Origin of the sequence: Pseudomonas nitroreducens NBRC 12694 (genome assembly GCF_002091755.1) — a bacterium.
GTDB lineage: Bacteria > Pseudomonadota > Gammaproteobacteria > Pseudomonadales > Pseudomonadaceae > Pseudomonas > Pseudomonas nitroreducens.
Genome location: NZ_BDAI01000005.1, coordinates 344,090 through 360,804, shown reverse-complemented (window position 1 = coordinate 360,804; position 16,715 = coordinate 344,090). Strand labels below are relative to the sequence as shown.

At 66.5% G+C, this 16,715-nt stretch carries 12 protein-coding genes; 5 read left to right on the top strand and 7 right to left on the bottom strand.

Annotation, left to right across the window (positions count from 1 at the left end; all coding sequences use genetic code 11):
* The 4 genes from parC (at position 1) to PNI01S_RS16510 (ending at position 6,179) form a co-directional block, all read left to right on the top strand.
* Positions 1–2,265 carry a DNA topoisomerase IV subunit A gene (gene parC, locus PNI01S_RS16525; protein WP_065085577.1) on the top strand — a complete coding sequence of 755 codons (2,265 nt, stop codon included), beginning with the start codon at positions 1–3 and terminating at the stop codon, positions 2,263–2,265.
* 151 nt (positions 2,266–2,416) lie between these two features.
* Entirely contained in the window at positions 2,417–3,139 is a 723-nt protein-coding gene (locus PNI01S_RS16520) for a PqiC family protein (protein WP_024764306.1), read from the top strand.
* Between the two features lie 245 nt (positions 3,140–3,384).
* On the top strand, positions 3,385–4,941 hold the full coding sequence (locus tag PNI01S_RS16515) for an ArnT family glycosyltransferase (protein ID WP_084358629.1): 1,557 nt from the start codon (positions 3,385–3,387) through the stop codon (positions 4,939–4,941).
* Positions 4,941–6,179, top strand: a complete 1,239-nt coding sequence (locus tag PNI01S_RS16510; protein ID WP_024764308.1) for a metallophosphoesterase family protein — start codon at positions 4,941–4,943, stop codon at positions 6,177–6,179. The genes PNI01S_RS16515 and PNI01S_RS16510 overlap by 1 nt, the downstream gene beginning before the upstream one ends.
* A 1-nt stretch (position 6,180) precedes the next feature.
* Here PNI01S_RS16510 and PNI01S_RS16505 read toward each other — a convergent pair whose 3' ends face one another.
* Both PNI01S_RS16505 and PNI01S_RS16500 read right to left on the bottom strand, forming a co-directional pair.
* Complete coding sequence (locus PNI01S_RS16505) at positions 6,181–6,717, bottom strand: metal-dependent hydrolase (protein ID WP_024764309.1); 537 nt, start codon at positions 6,715–6,717, stop codon at positions 6,181–6,183.
* A 50-nt stretch (positions 6,718–6,767) separates the two neighbouring features.
* Positions 6,768–8,336, bottom strand: coding sequence for an AhpA/YtjB family protein (locus PNI01S_RS16500; protein ID WP_024764310.1), 1,569 nt, complete (start codon positions 8,334–8,336; stop codon positions 6,768–6,770).
* Between the two features lie 222 nt (positions 8,337–8,558).
* Here PNI01S_RS16500 and serB point away from each other — a divergent pair, with 222 nt between their 5' ends.
* On the top strand, positions 8,559–9,779 hold the full coding sequence (gene serB, locus PNI01S_RS16495; protein ID WP_024764311.1) for a phosphoserine phosphatase SerB: 1,221 nt from the start codon (positions 8,559–8,561) through the stop codon (positions 9,777–9,779).
* 81 nt (positions 9,780–9,860) lie between these two features.
* On the opposite strand, the gene PNI01S_RS16490 is transcribed toward serB, so the two are convergent.
* The 5 genes from PNI01S_RS16490 to rhdA all read right to left on the bottom strand — a co-directional run bounded on the left by PNI01S_RS16490 (position 9,861) and on the right by rhdA (position 16,690).
* Entirely contained in the window at positions 9,861–11,945 is a 2,085-nt protein-coding gene (locus PNI01S_RS16490; protein ID WP_084358628.1) for an EAL domain-containing response regulator, read from the bottom strand.
* 65 nt (positions 11,946–12,010) lie between these two features.
* Entirely contained in the window at positions 12,011–13,819 is a 1,809-nt protein-coding gene (locus tag PNI01S_RS16485) for a cyclic-di-GMP receptor FimW-related protein (RefSeq protein ID WP_084358627.1), read from the bottom strand.
* A 128-nt stretch (positions 13,820–13,947) separates the two neighbouring features.
* Positions 13,948–14,925 carry an HPP family protein gene (locus PNI01S_RS16480; RefSeq protein WP_084358626.1) on the bottom strand — a complete coding sequence of 326 codons (978 nt, stop codon included), beginning with the start codon at positions 14,923–14,925 and terminating at the stop codon, positions 13,948–13,950.
* 76 nt (positions 14,926–15,001) lie between these two features.
* Positions 15,002–15,871, bottom strand: a complete 870-nt coding sequence (asd, locus tag PNI01S_RS16475) for an archaetidylserine decarboxylase (protein WP_084358625.1) — start codon at positions 15,869–15,871, stop codon at positions 15,002–15,004.
* 3 nt (positions 15,872–15,874) lie between these two features.
* On the bottom strand, positions 15,875–16,690 hold the full coding sequence (rhdA, locus tag PNI01S_RS16470; protein WP_084358624.1) for a thiosulfate sulfurtransferase: 816 nt from the start codon (positions 16,688–16,690) through the stop codon (positions 15,875–15,877).
* Positions 16,691–16,715: the final 25 nt, after the last annotated feature.

The following is a 16,715-nucleotide window of genomic DNA, read 5'->3' as shown; positions in this document are numbered from 1 at the left end:
ATGAGCGAAACCCTCGATCTGAGTCTGGAGGGCGTGGAGCGCCGGTCACTGGCCGACTTCACCGAACAGGCTTACCTGAACTATTCCATGTACGTGATCATGGACCGCGCCCTACCGCACATCGGCGACGGCCTCAAGCCGGTACAGCGGCGAATCGTCTATGCCATGAGTGAACTGGGCCTGGACGCAGACTCCAAGCACAAGAAGTCGGCGCGTACCGTCGGCGACGTGCTGGGCAAGTACCATCCCCACGGCGACTCGGCGTGCTACGAAGCCATGGTGCTGATGGCCCAGCCGTTCTCCTACCGCTATCCGCTGGTGGACGGCCAGGGCAACTGGGGGGCGCCGGACGATCCCAAGTCCTTCGCCGCCATGCGTTACACCGAGGCCCGTCTGTCGCGTTACGCCGAAACCTTGCTCTCCGAACTGGGCCAGGGCACCGCGGACTGGGTGCCGAACTTCGACGGCACCCTGGACGAGCCGGCCGTGCTGCCGGCGCGCCTGCCCAACCTGCTGCTCAACGGCACCACCGGCATCGCCGTGGGCATGGCCACCGACATTCCGCCGCACAACCTGCGCGAAGTGGCCGCTGCCTGCGTGCACCTGCTGGATAACCCGGGCTCCACCGTCGCCGACCTGATCGATTTCGTCCCAGGCCCGGATTTCCCCACAGAGGCGGAAATCATCACCCCGCGCGCCGACCTGCAGAAAATCTACGAAACCGGCCGCGGCTCGGTGCGCATGCGCGCCGTGTACCGCGTCGAGGATGGCGATATCGTCGTCACCGCGCTGCCGCACCAGGTCTCCGGGGCCAAGGTGCTGGAGCAGATCGCCGGCCAGATGCAGGCCAAGAAGCTGCCGATGGTGGCCGACCTGCGTGATGAGTCGGACCATGAGAACCCCTGCCGCATCGTCATCATCCCGCGCTCCAACCGCGTGGATGCCGAAGAACTGATGACCCACCTGTTCGCCACCACCGACCTGGAAAGCTCGTATCGGGTGAACATGAACGTCATCGGCCTGGACGGCAAACCCCAGGTCAAGGACCTGCGCCAGGTGCTCAGCGAGTGGCTGACCTACCGCACCGACACCGTGCGCCGCCGCCTGCAGTTCCGCCTGGACAAGGTCGAGAAGCGCCTGCACCTGTTGGAAGGCTTGCTGGTTGCCTTCCTCAACCTCGACGAAGTCATCCACATCATCCGCACCGAGGACCAGCCCAAGCCGGTCCTCATGCAGCGCTTCGAGCTCTCCGAGCTGCAGGCCGACTACATCCTCGATACCCGCCTGCGTCAGTTGGCGCGCCTTGAAGAGATGAAGATCCGCGGCGAGCAGGACGAGCTGGCCAAGGAGCGCGCCAAACTGCTGGCGATCCTGGGTTCCAACGCCAAGCTGCGCAAGCTGGTGCGCGACGAGCTGGTCGCTGACGCCGAGACCTACGGCGATGACCGCCGTTCGCCCATCGTCGAGCGTGCCGAAGCCCGCGCCTTGTCGGAAACCGAGCTGATGCCGACCGAGCCGGTCACCGTGGTGCTCTCGGAAAAAGGCTGGGTACGTTGCGCCAAGGGGCACGACATCGACGCCACCGGTCTGTCCTACAAAGCCGGAGACGGCTTCAAGGCCGCTGCGCCGGGCCGCTCGAACCAGTACGCGGTGTTCATCGATTCCACCGGTCGCAGCTATTCGCTGGCCGCCCACGGCCTGCCATCGGCCCGTGGCCAGGGTGAGCCGTTGACCGGCCGCCTGACGCCGCCGCCGGGCGCCTCCTTCGAGCGGGTGCTGCTGCCGGAGGACAATGCCCTGTACGTGCTGGCCTCCGACGCCGGCTACGGCTTCGTCGCCAAGGGCGAGGACATGCAGGCCAAGAACAAGGCCGGCAAGGCGCTGCTCAGCCTGCCCAATGGCGCGCAGGTCATGGCCCCGCGGCCGGTCAACGACCTGGAGCAGGACTGGATCGCCGCCGTGACCACCGAAGGCCGTCTGCTGCTGTTCAAGGTTTCCGACCTGCCGCAGCTGGCCAAGGGCAAGGGCAACAAGATCATCAGCGTGCCGGGTGACCGCGTGGCGAGCCGCGAGGAGTATCTCACCGACCTCGCTGTTCTTCCGACGGGCGCGACCCTGGTGCTGCAGGCCGGCAAGCGGACACTTTCGCTCAAGGGTGACGATCTGGAGCACTACAAGGGCGAAAGGGGGCGTCGTGGCAACAAACTGCCGCGCGGTTTCCAGCGAGTGGACGCCTTGCTGGTAGAATCGCTGTCTCAGGATTGAAACGCGGTTCGATACATTCTGCCTCTGGAGCTGAGGCGCCGGTTGAGGGATGATACGTCCCTTTGGCTACTGGCGCCTCGGCGCGTTGCCTGAAGTCATAGTGAAATTTGTTGGAAGTAGCGCCGATTTTCGGCGAATGACGGTGAACCAGATGAGCGCTTGGCGCGTCTTGGCCTTATTTTCTCTCGTCAGCCTCCTTGGGCTGACGGGCTGTACAGTGAACCGACCGACCCAGTTGTACCAACTGGACGCGGGCGCGGTTCCTGTTCCGACCCGTGACAACGGCGTCGCGGTTCTGCTCGGCCCGGTGTCCCTGGCCGATTACCTGAAGCGCGAGACCATGGTCCAGCGCCAGGCCGACGGTATCCTCAACCTGTCGACTGAAGCCCGCTGGGCTGGCAGCCTGGAAACCAACGTCAGCCAGCAGCTGATGCGCCTGCTGTCGGGCGAGCTGGACAGCACCCGTCTGGCGCTGTTCCCGGAGAAGCCCGGTTTCACTCCGCAGGTGCAGGTCATGCTGACCATCAGTCGCCTGGATTCCGGCCCCAAGGAACCGGCGGTGCTGGAGGCGCGCTGGCGTCTGCTCGACCCGAAGGGTGAGCTGCGTGACAGCCGCGTCTTCCGCGAGGAAGAAGCGCATTCTGGCAGCGTGCAGGACCAGGTGCGTGCCCAGGGCGACCTGCTGCGCAAGCTGTCCGCGCAGCTCGCTCGCGACGTACGTCCGGTCGCCGCCGCGGTTGCCGAACAGCAGGCGGCGCCGCCGCGCAAGCCGCAGGTAGCCAATACCGAGCAGGTGGCCAAGCCCAAGGTGGAGGGGCCGAAGATCCCGCTGGTGGTGCCGATCCGCACTGACGTCGAGGTCTACCGCTTCTAAGCCGGCACTGCTCGGCGCGAAATTCCACGGCCCGCAGAGTTTGGCTTTGCGGGCCGTTTTGCATCTGCCGTGGCCGGTTTTGACATCTTCTTGACGGCCCCTGTGGTATCTACGGGCGCTTGTGCAGGCTATTGGCGCCCGGACGTTTCCGCGCGGAGCCTGCGAGAGACTCAAGCGTGTCGTCATTCCCTCCTACGTCCGGTATTCAGGCAGATTCCGCCCTGAGTCGTCAGACGCTTTGCGTCATGCTGGCGGCTCTGGTGCTGTTCCTGCTCGGTGTGCACGGTGACGCCTTCGTTGGCTTCGACTCGCGCTTCGTGCTGTTCGCCCGCGAAATGCTGCGCCATGGGCCCAGCTGGTTCCCGACCACCTACGGCGCACCCTACCCGGACTATCCGGCTACCTCCACCCTCCTGACCTACCTGCTCTCGCTACCGCTGGGGCGGGTCACCGAGCTCACCGCCTGGCTGCCCACCGCGGTAGCGGCGGCCGTCTGCGCCGGCATGGTGTATCGCCTGGTGGCTCCGTTCTCGCGCTCCTGGGCGCTGGTCAGCCTGGCGCTGCTGCTGCTGACGGCCACCTTCGTCAGCGAGACCCGGGCCGTGTCCCTCGACCTGATGGTCGCTGCCGTAGGGCTGCTGGCCTTCTACCGGGCGTTTCAGGCCGAGCGCCATGGCGTGCCGGGCCTGCTGCTGCGCCTGCTGCCACTGCTGTTCATCGGTTTTGCCCTGCGTGGCCCGCTGGGGCTGGTGGTGCCGGCCGGCATGGTGTGCAGCCAGTTGCTGCTGGACCGGCGCTGGAAGGCTCTGGTTGCCTTCTCGGCAAGCGCGCTGGTCCTGCTGATGCTCTGCGTGCTCGCGCTGATTGCCCTGGCGCGCTCCACCGGCGGAGAGGAGTTTGTCCAGGATGTCCTGCGGATGCAGGTGATCGGCCGTCTGGACGGCTCCGCCGGCTCCAGCGATGCCCTGTATTACTTCCGCAGTTCGCTGGGCAACTACGCCCTGGCCTTCCCGCTGGCGTTGCCGGCGCTGGCGCTGCTCTGGCAGCAGCGCCGCGAGCCGGCGTTCCGCCTGGTGGCGGGTTGTGCCCTGGCGGCGCTGGTCGTCATGGTCGGCCTGTCGGTACCGCAGGCCAAGAAGGCCCGCTACATCGTTGCCCTGGCTCCGTTGGCGGCCATTGTCGCCGGGTATCCCTTCATGGTCGCCGGCAGCCGTCTGGCGCAGGTGCTGCGTGGCGTACTGCGCGTGCTTTGGCTCGCCTTGCCGGCCTTGCTGCTGGCCGGGTTGTGGCTGGCCTGGAAGCGCTACCCGCAGGAGCTTGCCGCACTGGGCTGGCGCCTGCCAGCCAGTATCGTGGTTCTCGCTGCGCTGCTGGTGCTGGGCGCACTGCGCTGGCGGCGGCCGGCGGCACTGGCCCTGGGGGCGGCGCTGGCACTGTGGGCAAGCTACATTCTGGTCTTCGAGCCGGTGGAGCATCGCCTGTACGACAGCCAGGCGTTCTCCCGCAAGCTGGCCCTGAAACTCGATGCGCAGCCTGCGCCCCTGGCGCTCTATGGCATGGCTCCGGACGCGCGGGCGATCAAGCTGATGGTCAATCTCGACCGTGACCTGCAGCCGCTGTTCCTCGACCATCCGGAGCAGTTGGCTGCCCAGCGCGGCCCGCTGTACCTGATGATCCAGGCGCGCGATGCCGAGCGTATCGCCGCCTCCCTGCCCACGGCCCCGGAGCAGTTGTTCGAGGGCCGCTTCGACAATGACACCTATCGCCTGCTGCGCCTCCCCGGAGTGGGCTCCAATCCGTGATGAAAGTACTGACATCCCTTCTTGCCTGCTGTCTGCTGCTGGTCGGCTGCGACGATTCCGATACCCAGGATGTGGTCGAGCGGGACCAGGCATTCTTCCGCCAGCATCCGCTACCGCCCCTGGAAATCGTCTCCGGGGGTGGCAGCTTCGTGCTGCCGCTGCTGCCCGACACCCAGTTCTACGCGGAGAACAACCACCGCCAGCGCCACCTGTTCCGCAGCGAGCAGCGCTTTCCCGGCTTGCCGTACCAGCCGGCGCTGGCGTTCTTCGCCCAGACGTTCTGGCTGGCCAAGCACGCCGAGGTTCTCCAGGTGCCGCTGGTGGTGCACCTGGGGGATGTGGTGGAGAACGCCGGCGTCGCCACCCAATGGCAGACCGCCAGCGGTGCCATGCGTACGCTGGAGGAGCGCGGCGTGCCCTACAGCATCGCCACGGGCGAACGCGACGTGCATGAGGAGGCCAGTAGCGATGACCGCCGATCGTTCCTTGACCGCTTCGCTGACCACTTCGGACCTCAGCGCGCGGCCTGGCAGAGTACCTATGTCGGCAGCGATCCCAGGGGGCTGAGCCAGGTGCACCTGTTCCAGCGCTATGGGCAGTCGTTCCTGCTGCTGGCGCTGGACTGGAACCCTTCTGAAGCCACTCTGGTGTGGGCGCAGAGCGTCATCGACGAGCATCCCCATGTGCCGGTGATTCTCGCGTCCCACAGCATCCTGCGGCGCACCGACAAGGGCGTGGCGGAGCTGTCCCGCGAGGACAATGCCAGTGGCGTGCTGCTCTGGGATCGGCTGATCCGTCGCAACGACCAGGTGTTCCTCACCCTGAACGCGCACACCGATGGCGCTGTGCACACCCGACTGCTCAACGACCGGGGGCACAGCGTCGATATGGTGATGGTCGACTACCAGCACCAGTACCTGGGCGGCAACGGGCTGCTGCAGTTGCTGGAGCTGGACTTGCGGCGCAATCGTCTCGCGGCGTTGACGCTGTCGCCGTGGGTACTCTGGAAGCGCCAGGTCTATCCGCAGGCCTACAAGCCCTGCGATACGTTGCAGGCGCTGCACGATTGCGACCAGCTGATGCCGGAAGATTCGCCCGGCTGGGACAACCGCTTTCAGCTGGAACTCGATTACCAGGCACGGTTCAGCAGTTTCCAGGGCTACAGTGCGCAGTTGCCGTTGCAGGGTGAGCAGGCCTCGCTGCTGGACCAGCTCCAGGCGCAGCTCGGCAAACGCTGAGTCAGGCGTCCCCGCGCAGCAGGCGGCGTACTCCAATGCCGGCCAGCGCCATGCCCAGGCAAGGCAGCCAGACCCAGCGCGCCTCGGAGAGCAGTACTTCCAGGCCGCGCGGGCTGAGGAAGCGCGACAGGCCGATGGGCGAGACCTCGATCGGGTGCAGGGGCAGGAAGTAGCGCTGCTCGCTCCACGGCCAGAACCAGGCGACGCCCAGTCCTCCGTCGGTCATCGCATCCAGCACGCTATGGGAGGCGGTTGCCAGGCCGATCCACAGGGCGGCTTTCAGGGGGCCGCTGCCCAGCAGGCGGCAGCACAGCGCCCCAAGCACACCCAGGCACGCCGCGAACAGCAGGGAATGGCTGAAGCCTCGATGACCGAAGGCGTCGTGGTAGGCAATGCCCAGCTTGAAGGCCAGCACATCGAGGTCGGGTAGGCACGCGGCGAGCATGCCGGCCAGCAGCAGGCGCGGCCCGATGGCGCGCGAGCCGAGCGCGAGGCCCAAGGCCAGCACAGGCAAGGGATGGGTGATCAGGGTGGTCATGGAATCCGTTCCACGTGGGGCCGGGCGGCCCCCTCTCTTTCTATTGGGGGTCAGCTGGTGCGCAGGGCGCGCATGCGCGAGAGCTGGCGTTCCAGCATGGATGGGTAGGGCTCTTTCAGCCATTCCACGCAGCAGGCGTTTTCCGGGCTGGCGATGGGGCGGATGCGTGCCCGCTCGCGGACCTTCTCGTCGTCGCCGATGGATTTTTCCACCAGCAGCAGGTTGCGGCTGTGCTGGCTGAGGGCCAGGGCGTCCTGGGCAGAGGAATCCTGCAGCAGGTCGGCCTGTTCGAGGTCGGCGACGTCTTCGCCCAGCACCAGGCCCAGTTGCAGCTGCAGGGTGATGCCGCTGTCGGCCACCTCGATCTGCAGGGCATGGCCCAGGGCGCGCATCAGCTCGCCGCAGCACAGTGCGTTGGTGAGGAATTCCTCGTCCTGGTCGCGGCTGTGGAAAAGGATCAGGCTGCCGCCGTCGCTGAGGGTGTAGAGCGTACCCTTGTACAGGCGCGCGGCTTGCTCCAGGCAGTCGCGGTAGCGTTCCAGCAGGTCCACCAGGCGTGCACGCGGCAGGCGGCGCAGCTGTTCCTGGGCGCCCAGTTGCACGGCCAGCACAGCGCTGGTGCCGGCGGAAATCGGCTCCGGCTCGGCTTCAGGCTCTTCTTCCTCGACGCCGATTTCGTCCTCGGCTTCCTCTTCCGCCACGGTCTCGAACTCTTCCTCGGGGAAGTCGTCGTCAGCATCGGCCTTGCGGCGCGCGGCGGAGGCGAGCAGCTCGTCGTCGGAGAAAATGTTTTCGTCGAACTCGTGTTCGTCTGCGGGGCCCGTTGCTTCCAGCGACGGCTCTTTGGCCGCGGGCTTGCCGACCTTGGCAGGCGCTTTCGGGCGCGGCGCGGGAGCGCTGGCCAGCGGTTCGGGAGCTGGCGGTTTCTCGGGCACCAGGCGCGCCTGCAACTGGCGGGCAAGGTCGCCGATCTCGTTCTGCAGGCCGGCGCCTGGAGCGGGGTCGTCCGGGTCGCGCAGCCAGACACGAAGCTGTAACAACGGTGTGGAAATCTGCCGCCCCAGACGCAGGCCGAAGGTCAGGGTGAGCAGCAGCAGGATCAGGCTGATCAGCCCCATGCTCTGCAGGCTGACGGTCATCGGTTGCTCGAACTGGTGCATGTCGAGGCTGATGCGCAGGTGGCCGGCGATCACTTCCTGGAAGGTGATCGGCGTGGAGTACAGGCCCTCGGCATCGCCCAGCAGGCCCTGCTTGGGCCGCGTGCCGGACTCGGCGAGGATGCGGTTGTCCACGCTGTAGATGGCGGCGTGGGCCACCAGCGGGTTCTTGGTCAGGTTGTTGAGCAGCACGTTGAGGCTGAGGATGTCGTTGGACACCAGCAACTCGGTGGCCGACTGCGCGGTCTGCGTGGTCAGGCTCTGGCCGAGGGCGTCGGCCTGCTGCTGCATGGCCTGCTTGAACTGCATGCCCATCACCCAGGCGTAGATCACCAGGGCAGCGGCCACCAGCAGCAGGCTGTGGATGGCGATGCGCAGGGCGATCGGCACGCGGCGCTGGCGCAGGGCGTGGAAGAGCAGCAGGAAGAAATTGTCGGGCTTGACGGAGGTGGGCCGGGTCACAGCGGGCTCGGTCTTCTCTAGGGCAGATGCGGGGCAGTATAACGAGGCCCTACCGGGGGGCAAAGCGCCGCAGGGCCCGTCAACTCGAACCGGGCCGGAATGACCCGGGGAACTCGCCGTTAATCCGATCGACGGCGCCGGCCCCGAACGGGCGAGCGGAGCATCCGCGGACGGTGAAAGCAGGTAGAATGTCTGCCTTTTTTCCATGGCGGAGACAGCGCCTTGCGCGAGATCGTCCTGATCAACATCACCGGGGAAGACCGCCCCGGCCTCACCGCAGCCATCACCGGCGTCCTGGCGCAGGGTGGCGTGAACATCCTCGATATCGGCCAGGCGGTGATTCACGACACGCTGTCCTTCGGCATCCTCGTGGAAATCCCGGACAACGAGCGCGCTTCGTCAGTGCTCAAGGATGTGCTGTTCACGGCCTACGAGCTGGACCAGCAGGTGCGCTTCACACCGGTCTCCGAGGACGATTACCGGCAGTGGGTCGGTGGCCAGGGCAAGCCGCGCCACATTGTCACCCTGCTGACTCGCCGGGTGACCGCCGAGCAGTTGCAGCGGGTCAGCTCGATCACTGCCAAGTACGGCCTGAACATCGACCAGATCGATCGCCTGTCCGGACGTATGCCGCTGGACATGCCGGCGGACCAGGGCAAGGGCTGCATCGAGTTCTCCGTGCGCGGCGAGCCCGCGGATCCGGCAGCCCTGCGCGCCGAGTTCCTCAGCGTGGCCCAGGAGCTGAACGTCGACATCGCCTTCCAGCAGGACTCGGTGTTCCGCCGCAACCGTCGCCTGGCGGTGTTCGACATGGACTCGACGCTGATCGAGGCCGAGGTCATCGACGAGCTGGCCAAGGCGGCCGGCGTGGGCGAGCAGGTTTCCGAAATCACCGAGCGCGCCATGCGCGGCGAGCTGGACTTCCGCGCCAGCTTCAAGGAGCGCCTGGCGTTGCTGCAGGGGCTCTCCGAGGATGTGCTGGAAGAGATCGGCGCTTCGCTGCGCCTGACCGAAGGTGCCGAAACCCTGTTCGCCGAGCTCAAGCGCCTGGGCTACAAGACGGCCATCCTCTCCGGCGGCTTCAGTTATTTCGCCAAGCAGCTGCAGGCCAAGCTGGGCATCGACTATGTGTTCGCCAACGAATTGCAGATCGTCGACGGCAAGCTGACCGGCGTGGCCATCGAGCCCATCGTTGACGCCCAGCGCAAGGCCGACCTGCTGCGCGAACTGGCGGCGAAGGAAGGCCTGCAGCTGGAACAGACGATTGCCGTGGGCGATGGCGCCAACGACCTGCCGATGCTCGGCCTGGCCGGCCTGGGCGTGGCCTTCCGCGCCAAGCCACTGGTCAAGCAGTCGGCCAAGCAGGCGATCTCCACCCTGGGGCTGGACGGCATCCTCTACCTGCTCGGCTTCCGTGATCGCGAAGGTGTGGACGGACTCTGATTCGCCGCAGCATGAAAAAGCCGCCTCGATGGGCGGCTTTTTTATGGGCTTCCGGCTGCTTTTTGTAGGTTCCGTTCCGGGTTACTCGTCCGAGGCGAAGTCGTAGTCCATCGCCTGGCTCGGGCCCTGCAGGTAGCGGCCCTGGATGTAGTTGGCGCCGGCCTGCCACAGGGTGGCCAGGGCGGTGGCGCTTTCCACCATGGGGACGATGGTCAGCTTGGCCTGGGCGTGCAGGCTGGCCATCAGGGTCTTGAGGTTTTCCTGGTTCTCCGCCGTGTTCAGGTCCTGCACATAGGAGCCGTCGACCTTCACGAAGTCGACGTTCATGTGCTTGAGCGTGTTGAACGGGTTGAGTGCGCAACCGAACTGGCACAGGGCGATCTGGCAATGCAGTTCTGCCAGGCCCTGGCTGAGCACCTTGGCCTGGCGCAGGTAGGCGATGGCGTCCGGTTCGCTGATCTGGACGATCAGCGCATCGGCCGGCAGGCGCGAGGCCTTCAGCGCCACGCTCAGCCACGGCAGCAGTTCGGGGTCCTGCAGGCTGGGGCCGGAGAGGTGCACGAAGAGCTTGGTCTCGTGACCCTTGGCGCGGTGTTCGGAGAGCAGCTTGATGGAGTTGAGCAGCACCCAGCGGTCGATCTTCTCGGCCAGGCCGCTGGCCTTGGCGGCGTTGAGGAAATCTGCCGGCGGTACTTCCTCGCCCTGCGGGTTGAGCAGGCGCAGCAGTACTTCGTAGTGCTCGTGGGTATCTCCACGCAGGCTGATGATCGGCTGGAACAGCAGGCGGAAGCTGTTCTGCTCCAGCGCCTGGCGGATGATCGCGACGATGTCGCCACGGTAGGCGGCAGCGGCGAGTTCATCGGCCGGGTTGTAGATCTTCAGGCCGTTGCCGTCCTTCTGTGCGACGTCGTCGGCGCCACGGTGGGCGCGCTCGATGACTTCCTGGGCGCGGGTGGTCTTCTCGTCCAGCCCGGCGGTGCCGATGGACAGGGTGACCTGTGCGGTGCGGCCATGGATGTCGAACAGGTGGCCTTCGACCTTCTTCAGCAGCGCGTTGAAGCGCGGCGCCGATTGTTCCGGGGTTTCGCCCTGCAGCAGCACGGCGAACACATCGTCGCCCAGGCGGGCCAGTTGCGCCTGCTCCGGGAACTGCCCGCGCAGCAGGTTGCCCAGGTCCGCCAGCAGCAGGTCGATGCTGGCAACGCCGAGGTCGAGCTGGAGGGTCTGGGCGCGATCCAGCAGCATGTAGGCGAAGGTCGCCGGCTGGCCGGCGGTTACCGCACGCTCCACGGCGCTGTCCATCAGGTCGAGGAAGTGGGCGCGGTTGAACAGGCCGGTGACCAGGTCCTGACTGCTGACTTCGCGCAGTTTTTCCTCGAGTTGGGCGTTGTCCGATTCGGCGCGGATCACCACCTGGATGCAGGGTTCGCCGTCATAGGTGGCCGGCGAGAAGGTCATGCGCGCGGCGAAGGCCTGGCCATCGCTGCGGATGCCGCTGCAGGCCAGGTCGGCGTTGTCCTCGGTGCTTTCCTTGGTGAGATGGTAACCCTTGAGGAAGTCCTTGAAGTTGGCCTGGTCGCAGCCGGCGATCAGGTCGATCATCGGCATGCCTTCCAGCTCCTCGGCATCCTCGTAGCCGAACAGGCCGACGTAGGCCCGATTGGCGTAGATGTGCATGCCGTCGTGGACGTAGGTGATGGCGTCCACCGAGCTGTCCAGCAGCAACTGGCAACGTTTCTCTGCTTCACGCAGCGCGACTTCGGCGGAGCGGCGGGCGCGGCGCTCCTCGAGGTTGGCCAGCTCGCGGTTGGCGACCAGGATCAGCCGCTCGTCCTCGCCTTGCGGCAGGGCATCCTGCGCGCCGAGGGCCAGGGCTTCGGTGACGGCGTCGGAGTCGTTGCCGCTGACCAACTGGATAAAGGGAATGTCCTTGGCCTGGCGGCGAATGCTGCCCAGCGCTTCGCTCGGGTCCAGCGCCTCGGCCTCGGGGGCGGCGATCAGCAGATCCCAGCCCTGGGGCAGGATGTCCGTCAGATCTTCGCTGGAGGTGATGCGGTGGACGCGGGTCGCACGACCGGCGTTGCGGAACAGGCTGACCAGGCGCTCGGCTTCATTCTGCGAGTCTTCCAGGATCAGCAGGCGGATGGTTTTCTTTTCATTGGCCATGAGGAAGGCTGCTTATACCGCGCTGGACGGCAGCAAATTGGCGACGAATGGGAATTCTCCGGAATCTACAGAGACTTCCATAGTGAGTCAAAGTCTTCCTCCCCGCCAGCACCTCGAGCATTCGGTGCTGTGATGGGCTTATCGCTCGACGGGCCGGCAGCATCCTGCGCCTGGTATTCGAACTGGGTGAAGCTGGCGGTGGCGGTGACCTTGCGGGTCAACGTGGCACGTCGTTCGTCACCCTGCAGGTTGAGCTGCACGCGGTTGCCTTCCTGGAAGGGCAGGCGAGGAGTAATGACGGTCGCCGGGCGGGAGATGGCGGCGATTTCCGGCAGCAGCAGCGCCCGCAGGTACTGGCTGCCCTGTTCGGTCTTGCGCAGCAGTTGCAGGCCGCAGGGCTGGGCGAGCGGGGCGATCAGCTCAATGCCCATCTGCGTGCCGCCGCCGCGGACCTGGCGGATCCAGCGCACCACCGCGACGCTCCAGCTGTGCTCCGGGGTGTCCTGGATGCCGAGCAGTTCGCCGGCCTGCAACTGGCTGGGAATTTCCTTTGGCCAGGTCAGGCAGTAGCCACCGGGGCTGTGGTTGACGATGGCCAGATTGAAGACTGGATAGTCGTCGCGCGGATTTTCCGGTGCGGCGCCAACGCCCGTGTCGTCGACGGTGCGTGGCGAGGTGTATTCGATTTCCTCCAGCGGCATGCCGGGCTGCCAGTCGTTGAGTTTCTGCGCATCGAAGGCGCCGGACCAGGCGTCGTTGACCTCTGCCTTGAAGCTGGGCACCTGTTCCTGCACCTGGATCTTCAGGACGTCGGCAAAGCTGCGACGGCCGGCGAGGAAATAGTGCAGGGCGCTCATGCCGATACAGAGGGTCAAATGACCCTGGCCGGGCGTACGGTTGAAGGTGCGTTCGGCGATGTCGCCCCAGGCGGCGGCGAGGTGCTGCAGCAGATCGATGCTGACGCCGTCCGGGACTTTCAGGCGCGCCTTGGCGCGATCCTCGGCCGGCAGCAGGAGGTATTCGCGGATCAGGTCCACCAGCGGCTGCGGGTCGATGCCCAGCGCGCCGGTGAGATCGCTTTCCTTGAACAGCGTGCGATAGCGCGGCGGGCCGTCCAGCTGCGGCACCACCACGAACAGGGTGGAAGGCGCGTCGGCGGCCTGCACTCTGATCTGCGCCGCCCAGCCTTCGAGCACTTCGGCGACGCGTGCGATGTTGTTCTGGCGCATCTGGTTGCAGCGCGCAGAGCCGAGCATCAGCGCAGTCACATAGGCGTGCTCGATGGACAGCCCCTGGGACTGGCGGGCCAGCGCATCGCGCACCGGCGTGTGCTGCAAGCCGTGCCGGCGAGCGAGCTGGTAGAGCTGGTGGAGTTCCAGCCACAGGTTTTCCGGCACCGGGCAGTACAGCTGGGACGCTCGTACCAGCGGCCCGCAGAGGCTGCGGATGGCGCGCTGGGTGGCCGCGGTCATCACCTGGGCGCGTTCGCGGGTGAAGCGCGAGGCTTCGCGTACGACAATCAGCTTGTAGCCGATGGCCAGATGGTTCTGCAGCGCCTGGCAGAGGTTGGCGACCTTGCGCGGGCGCTCGTCCAGGACGATGGATTGGTTGAGGAAGTGCCGCTCCAGGTTGTGGCAGACGAAGTGGACTTCCGGGCGGAACAGTTCCAGTAATTGCAGGCGAGTCTCGACCGGCAGTTTGAGCTGGTTGAGTTCGATCAGCCCCTGGTAGAGCTGACGAGCCGTTTCCCCGAGATTGGCCTTGGGCAGGTGATCCAGCCAGTTTTTCAGCTCGCGCGCATTGGCGTTGCAGAAGCTCAGGCTCTCGTGCGTTGGTGTGGGGACGCGTAGAAACTGCTGGGGACTGTTGTCCATGGTGAGAGTCGATTCTCCACAACCCGGCTCGTTGTACGAACCAGTTGTTCATAACTGTCGGCTTTTTCCGAACTCTAGCAGCATCCGCCGCCCGCCGCAGCCCATCGCCCGGATGGTGCGCGGACAGGTCACGGCCGAGGGGATTGCCCCTTGATCTGGCGTTGCAGGGCGTCCTTCGCCGAGTCCTGCGCCGTGCTGCGCACCCAGCCGTCGCCCTGGGCCGTCACCGGGTAGGCCGCCCAGTCGAGCAGGTCCTGACGGCGGCAGACGCCAGTGTTGCCTTTGCCGGCGCCGGCGACCACCTTGTAGACCAGCTGATCCTGGCGGCTGCGCTTGTCCGGGTGGTCGTCGATCACCTGGCGCACGGCCCAGGCGTTGCCGCTCAGGGCGTTGCTGTAGCTGGCGCCGAGCAGGATGTCTTCGGGCGTCAGGCGCTGCGCCTGGGCGTGTTCCTGGGCCAGCTGGAGAATCTTCAGCAGGTCGTCGAACTGCACGTCGATGTACGAATCCATCTTGCGCAGCGCGTGATACAGGTCCTCCGGTGCCGGCCCCGCGGGCAGCTTCGGCGTGACTGGCAGGCGTGCCAGCGGTGCGGGGTAGCGGCGCCAGGCGAACAGGCCGTTGAAGGCCACCGCGACGGCGAGGATCAGCACGACGTTGAGCAGCACCGGGCTGAGCACGTAGTGGAAGCCCAGGGCCGTGATGGCCGGACCGCCGGATACTGCCGCCAGTGCCGTGGCGCCACCCGGGGGGTGGATGCAGCGGGCGTAGTGCATGACCAGGATTGCAGCGCCCACCGCGAGGGCGGGGGTGAAGGCCTGGCCGGGGAGGAGCTTCTGGCAGATCACCCCGACGCAGGCCGAGAGAACCTGGCCACCCAGAACAGCCCAGGGCTGCGAGAGCACGCCATGAGGTACAGCGAACAGCAGCACGGCGCTGGCGCCCATGGAGGCGACGACCCAGATGGCCGCTTCGCTGGGTAGCACCCAGTGGGTGACGGCGTAGATGGCGGCGATGCCGCACAGCGCTCCGGTTGCGGAGAGCCACTTTTCAAGATGGCTGGTGGCATTGGCACGCCAGCCCATCAGGTGCAGGAAGCGTTTCATGGCAGGGAACTGGCACGATGAGGCGAAAAGCAGTGGTGGGCGGCTCGTTGGCCGCCCGCCTTATGGACAGCGGGCCTCAGCCCTGGCGTGCGCCACCCAGGCGCTCGCCCATGCGCACGGCGCTGGTGGCGGCGAGGTTTTGCGCCCAGCTCACCTGCTCGGGACCGAACAGCACGATGGCGGTCGAACCCAGCTTGAAGCGGCCCAGCTCGGCGCCTTTCTCCAGGTGGATCGGCGCACGGGAGGCTTCGTCGTAGGAGAACGATTTCAGCTCACGCTTGGGCGGCGTGACCAGGCCGGCCCAGACGGTCTCGATGGAAGCGACGATCATCGCGCCGACCAGCACCACGGCCATTGGCCCGCGCTCGGTGTCGAAGATGCACACCACGCGCTCGTTGCGGGCGAAGAGTTCCGGCACCTGCTCGGCGGTCAGCTGGTTTACCGAGAACAGGCGGCCCGGCACGTAGACCATCTCGCGCAGGGTGCCGGCCAGCGGCATGTGCACGCGGTGGTAGTCCTTGGGCGACAGGTAGACGGTGGCGAAGTCGCCGCCCATGAAGGGCGCGGCGCGCTCGGCGTCGCCGCCCAGCAGTTCCATCAGGCTGTAGCTGTGGCCCTTGGCCTGGAACACGCGGCCATGTTCGATCGGGCCGAGCTGGCTGATGGCGCCGTCGGCGGGGCAGAGCACCGCGCCTGCGCTTTCGTCCAGCGGACGCGCGCCCTCTTTCAGGGCGCGGGTGAAGAAGGCGTTGAAGTGTTCATAGGAGCGCAGGTCCTCGACCTGGGCTTCGCGCATATCCACCTGGTAGCGACGGGCGAACCAGGGAATCAGGCGGTCCTTGAACCAGGGCGCGCGGCATTCGGCGGCGCAGCCGATCAGGCGCGACAGCAGGTGATGCGGCAGCAGGTACTGGCTGAGGATGAACAGACGATCTTTGAACGACATTCCTTAAACCTCTACGGGGGTGTCGGGATGGTTGCCCCATTCCGACCAGGAACCGGCATAGCCCTTGACCCGCGGATAGCCGAGGGCCTTGGCCACCAGGTAGGTGAAGCCGGAGCGGTGGTGGGTCTGGCAGTGGGTGATCACTTCCTTGTCCTTGGTGATGCCCAGGTCCTCGAGGATCTGCGGCATATCGGTGCGGATGCGCAGCGCGCGGGCCGGATCCATGCCGGCGGTCCATTCGAAATTGACCGCGCCGGGCACGTGGCCGGCCTTGGCGGCGAGAACCTTCTGGCCGCTGTACTCGCTGGGGTTGCGGGCGTCCCAGACGGCCAGGTCGGCTGCGCCCAGGCGGCTCTGCAGGTACTCGCGGGTGGCGGTCGGCTCGTCGTGCAGGGGCAGCGGCAGCGGGCCGCCGACCGGCGCCGGAACGTCCTCGCTCAAGGGCAGGCCGTCGGCAAGCCAGGCGTGCAGGCCGCCGTCGACGTAGTGGTAGTTGCCGTGGCCGATCACATCCAGTAACCAGATGAAGCGACCGGCCCAGCCGCCGCCTTCGTCGTCATAGACCACGTAGACGGCATCGGGGTGGTGGCCCAATTCGCCGAACAGCGCTTCCAGGTCGGCCTTGGCCGGCAGCAGGCCCGGGGCCGGCGTGCCGCCCATCTGGGTGCGCGCAGGAGCGACGAAACGGGCGCCGGGGATGTGGCCCTGGGCGTAGCGCGCGGCGCTGGTCAGGTCGACCAGGATCAGTTCCGGAGCATCGAGACGGCTGGCGAGGTCAGCCGGTTCGATCACCAGGGGCAGGGCGGAGAAGGCGGACATGGCGGAGACTCCCGGCGAAAAGGGT

What these genes read in the sequence shown, in the direction of transcription:
- parC (WP_065085577.1), top strand. Translation starts at nt 1, where the DNA reads ATGAGCGAAACCCTCGATCTGAGTCTGGAGGGCGTGGAGCGCCGGTCA.
- PNI01S_RS16520 (WP_024764306.1), top strand. Translation starts at nt 2,417, where the DNA reads ATGAGCGCTTGGCGCGTCTTGGCCTTATTTTCTCTCGTCAGCCTCCTT.
- PNI01S_RS16515 (WP_084358629.1), top strand. Translation starts at nt 3,385, where the DNA reads ATGCTGGCGGCTCTGGTGCTGTTCCTGCTCGGTGTGCACGGTGACGCC.
- PNI01S_RS16510 (WP_024764308.1), top strand. Translation starts at nt 4,941, where the DNA reads ATGAAAGTACTGACATCCCTTCTTGCCTGCTGTCTGCTGCTGGTCGGC.
- PNI01S_RS16505 (WP_024764309.1), bottom strand. Translation starts at nt 6,717, where the DNA reads ATGACCACCCTGATCACCCATCCCTTGCCTGTGCTGGCCTTGGGCCTC.
- PNI01S_RS16490 (WP_084358628.1), bottom strand. Translation starts at nt 11,945, where the DNA reads ATGGCCAATGAAAAGAAAACCATCCGCCTGCTGATCCTGGAAGACTCG.
- PNI01S_RS16485 (WP_084358627.1), bottom strand. Translation starts at nt 13,819, where the DNA reads ATGGACAACAGTCCCCAGCAGTTTCTACGCGTCCCCACACCAACGCAC.
- PNI01S_RS16480 (WP_084358626.1), bottom strand. Translation starts at nt 14,925, where the DNA reads ATGAAACGCTTCCTGCACCTGATGGGCTGGCGTGCCAATGCCACCAGC.
- asd (WP_084358625.1), bottom strand. Translation starts at nt 15,871, where the DNA reads ATGTCGTTCAAAGATCGTCTGTTCATCCTCAGCCAGTACCTGCTGCCG.
- rhdA (WP_084358624.1), bottom strand. Translation starts at nt 16,690, where the DNA reads ATGTCCGCCTTCTCCGCCCTGCCCCTGGTGATCGAACCGGCTGACCTC.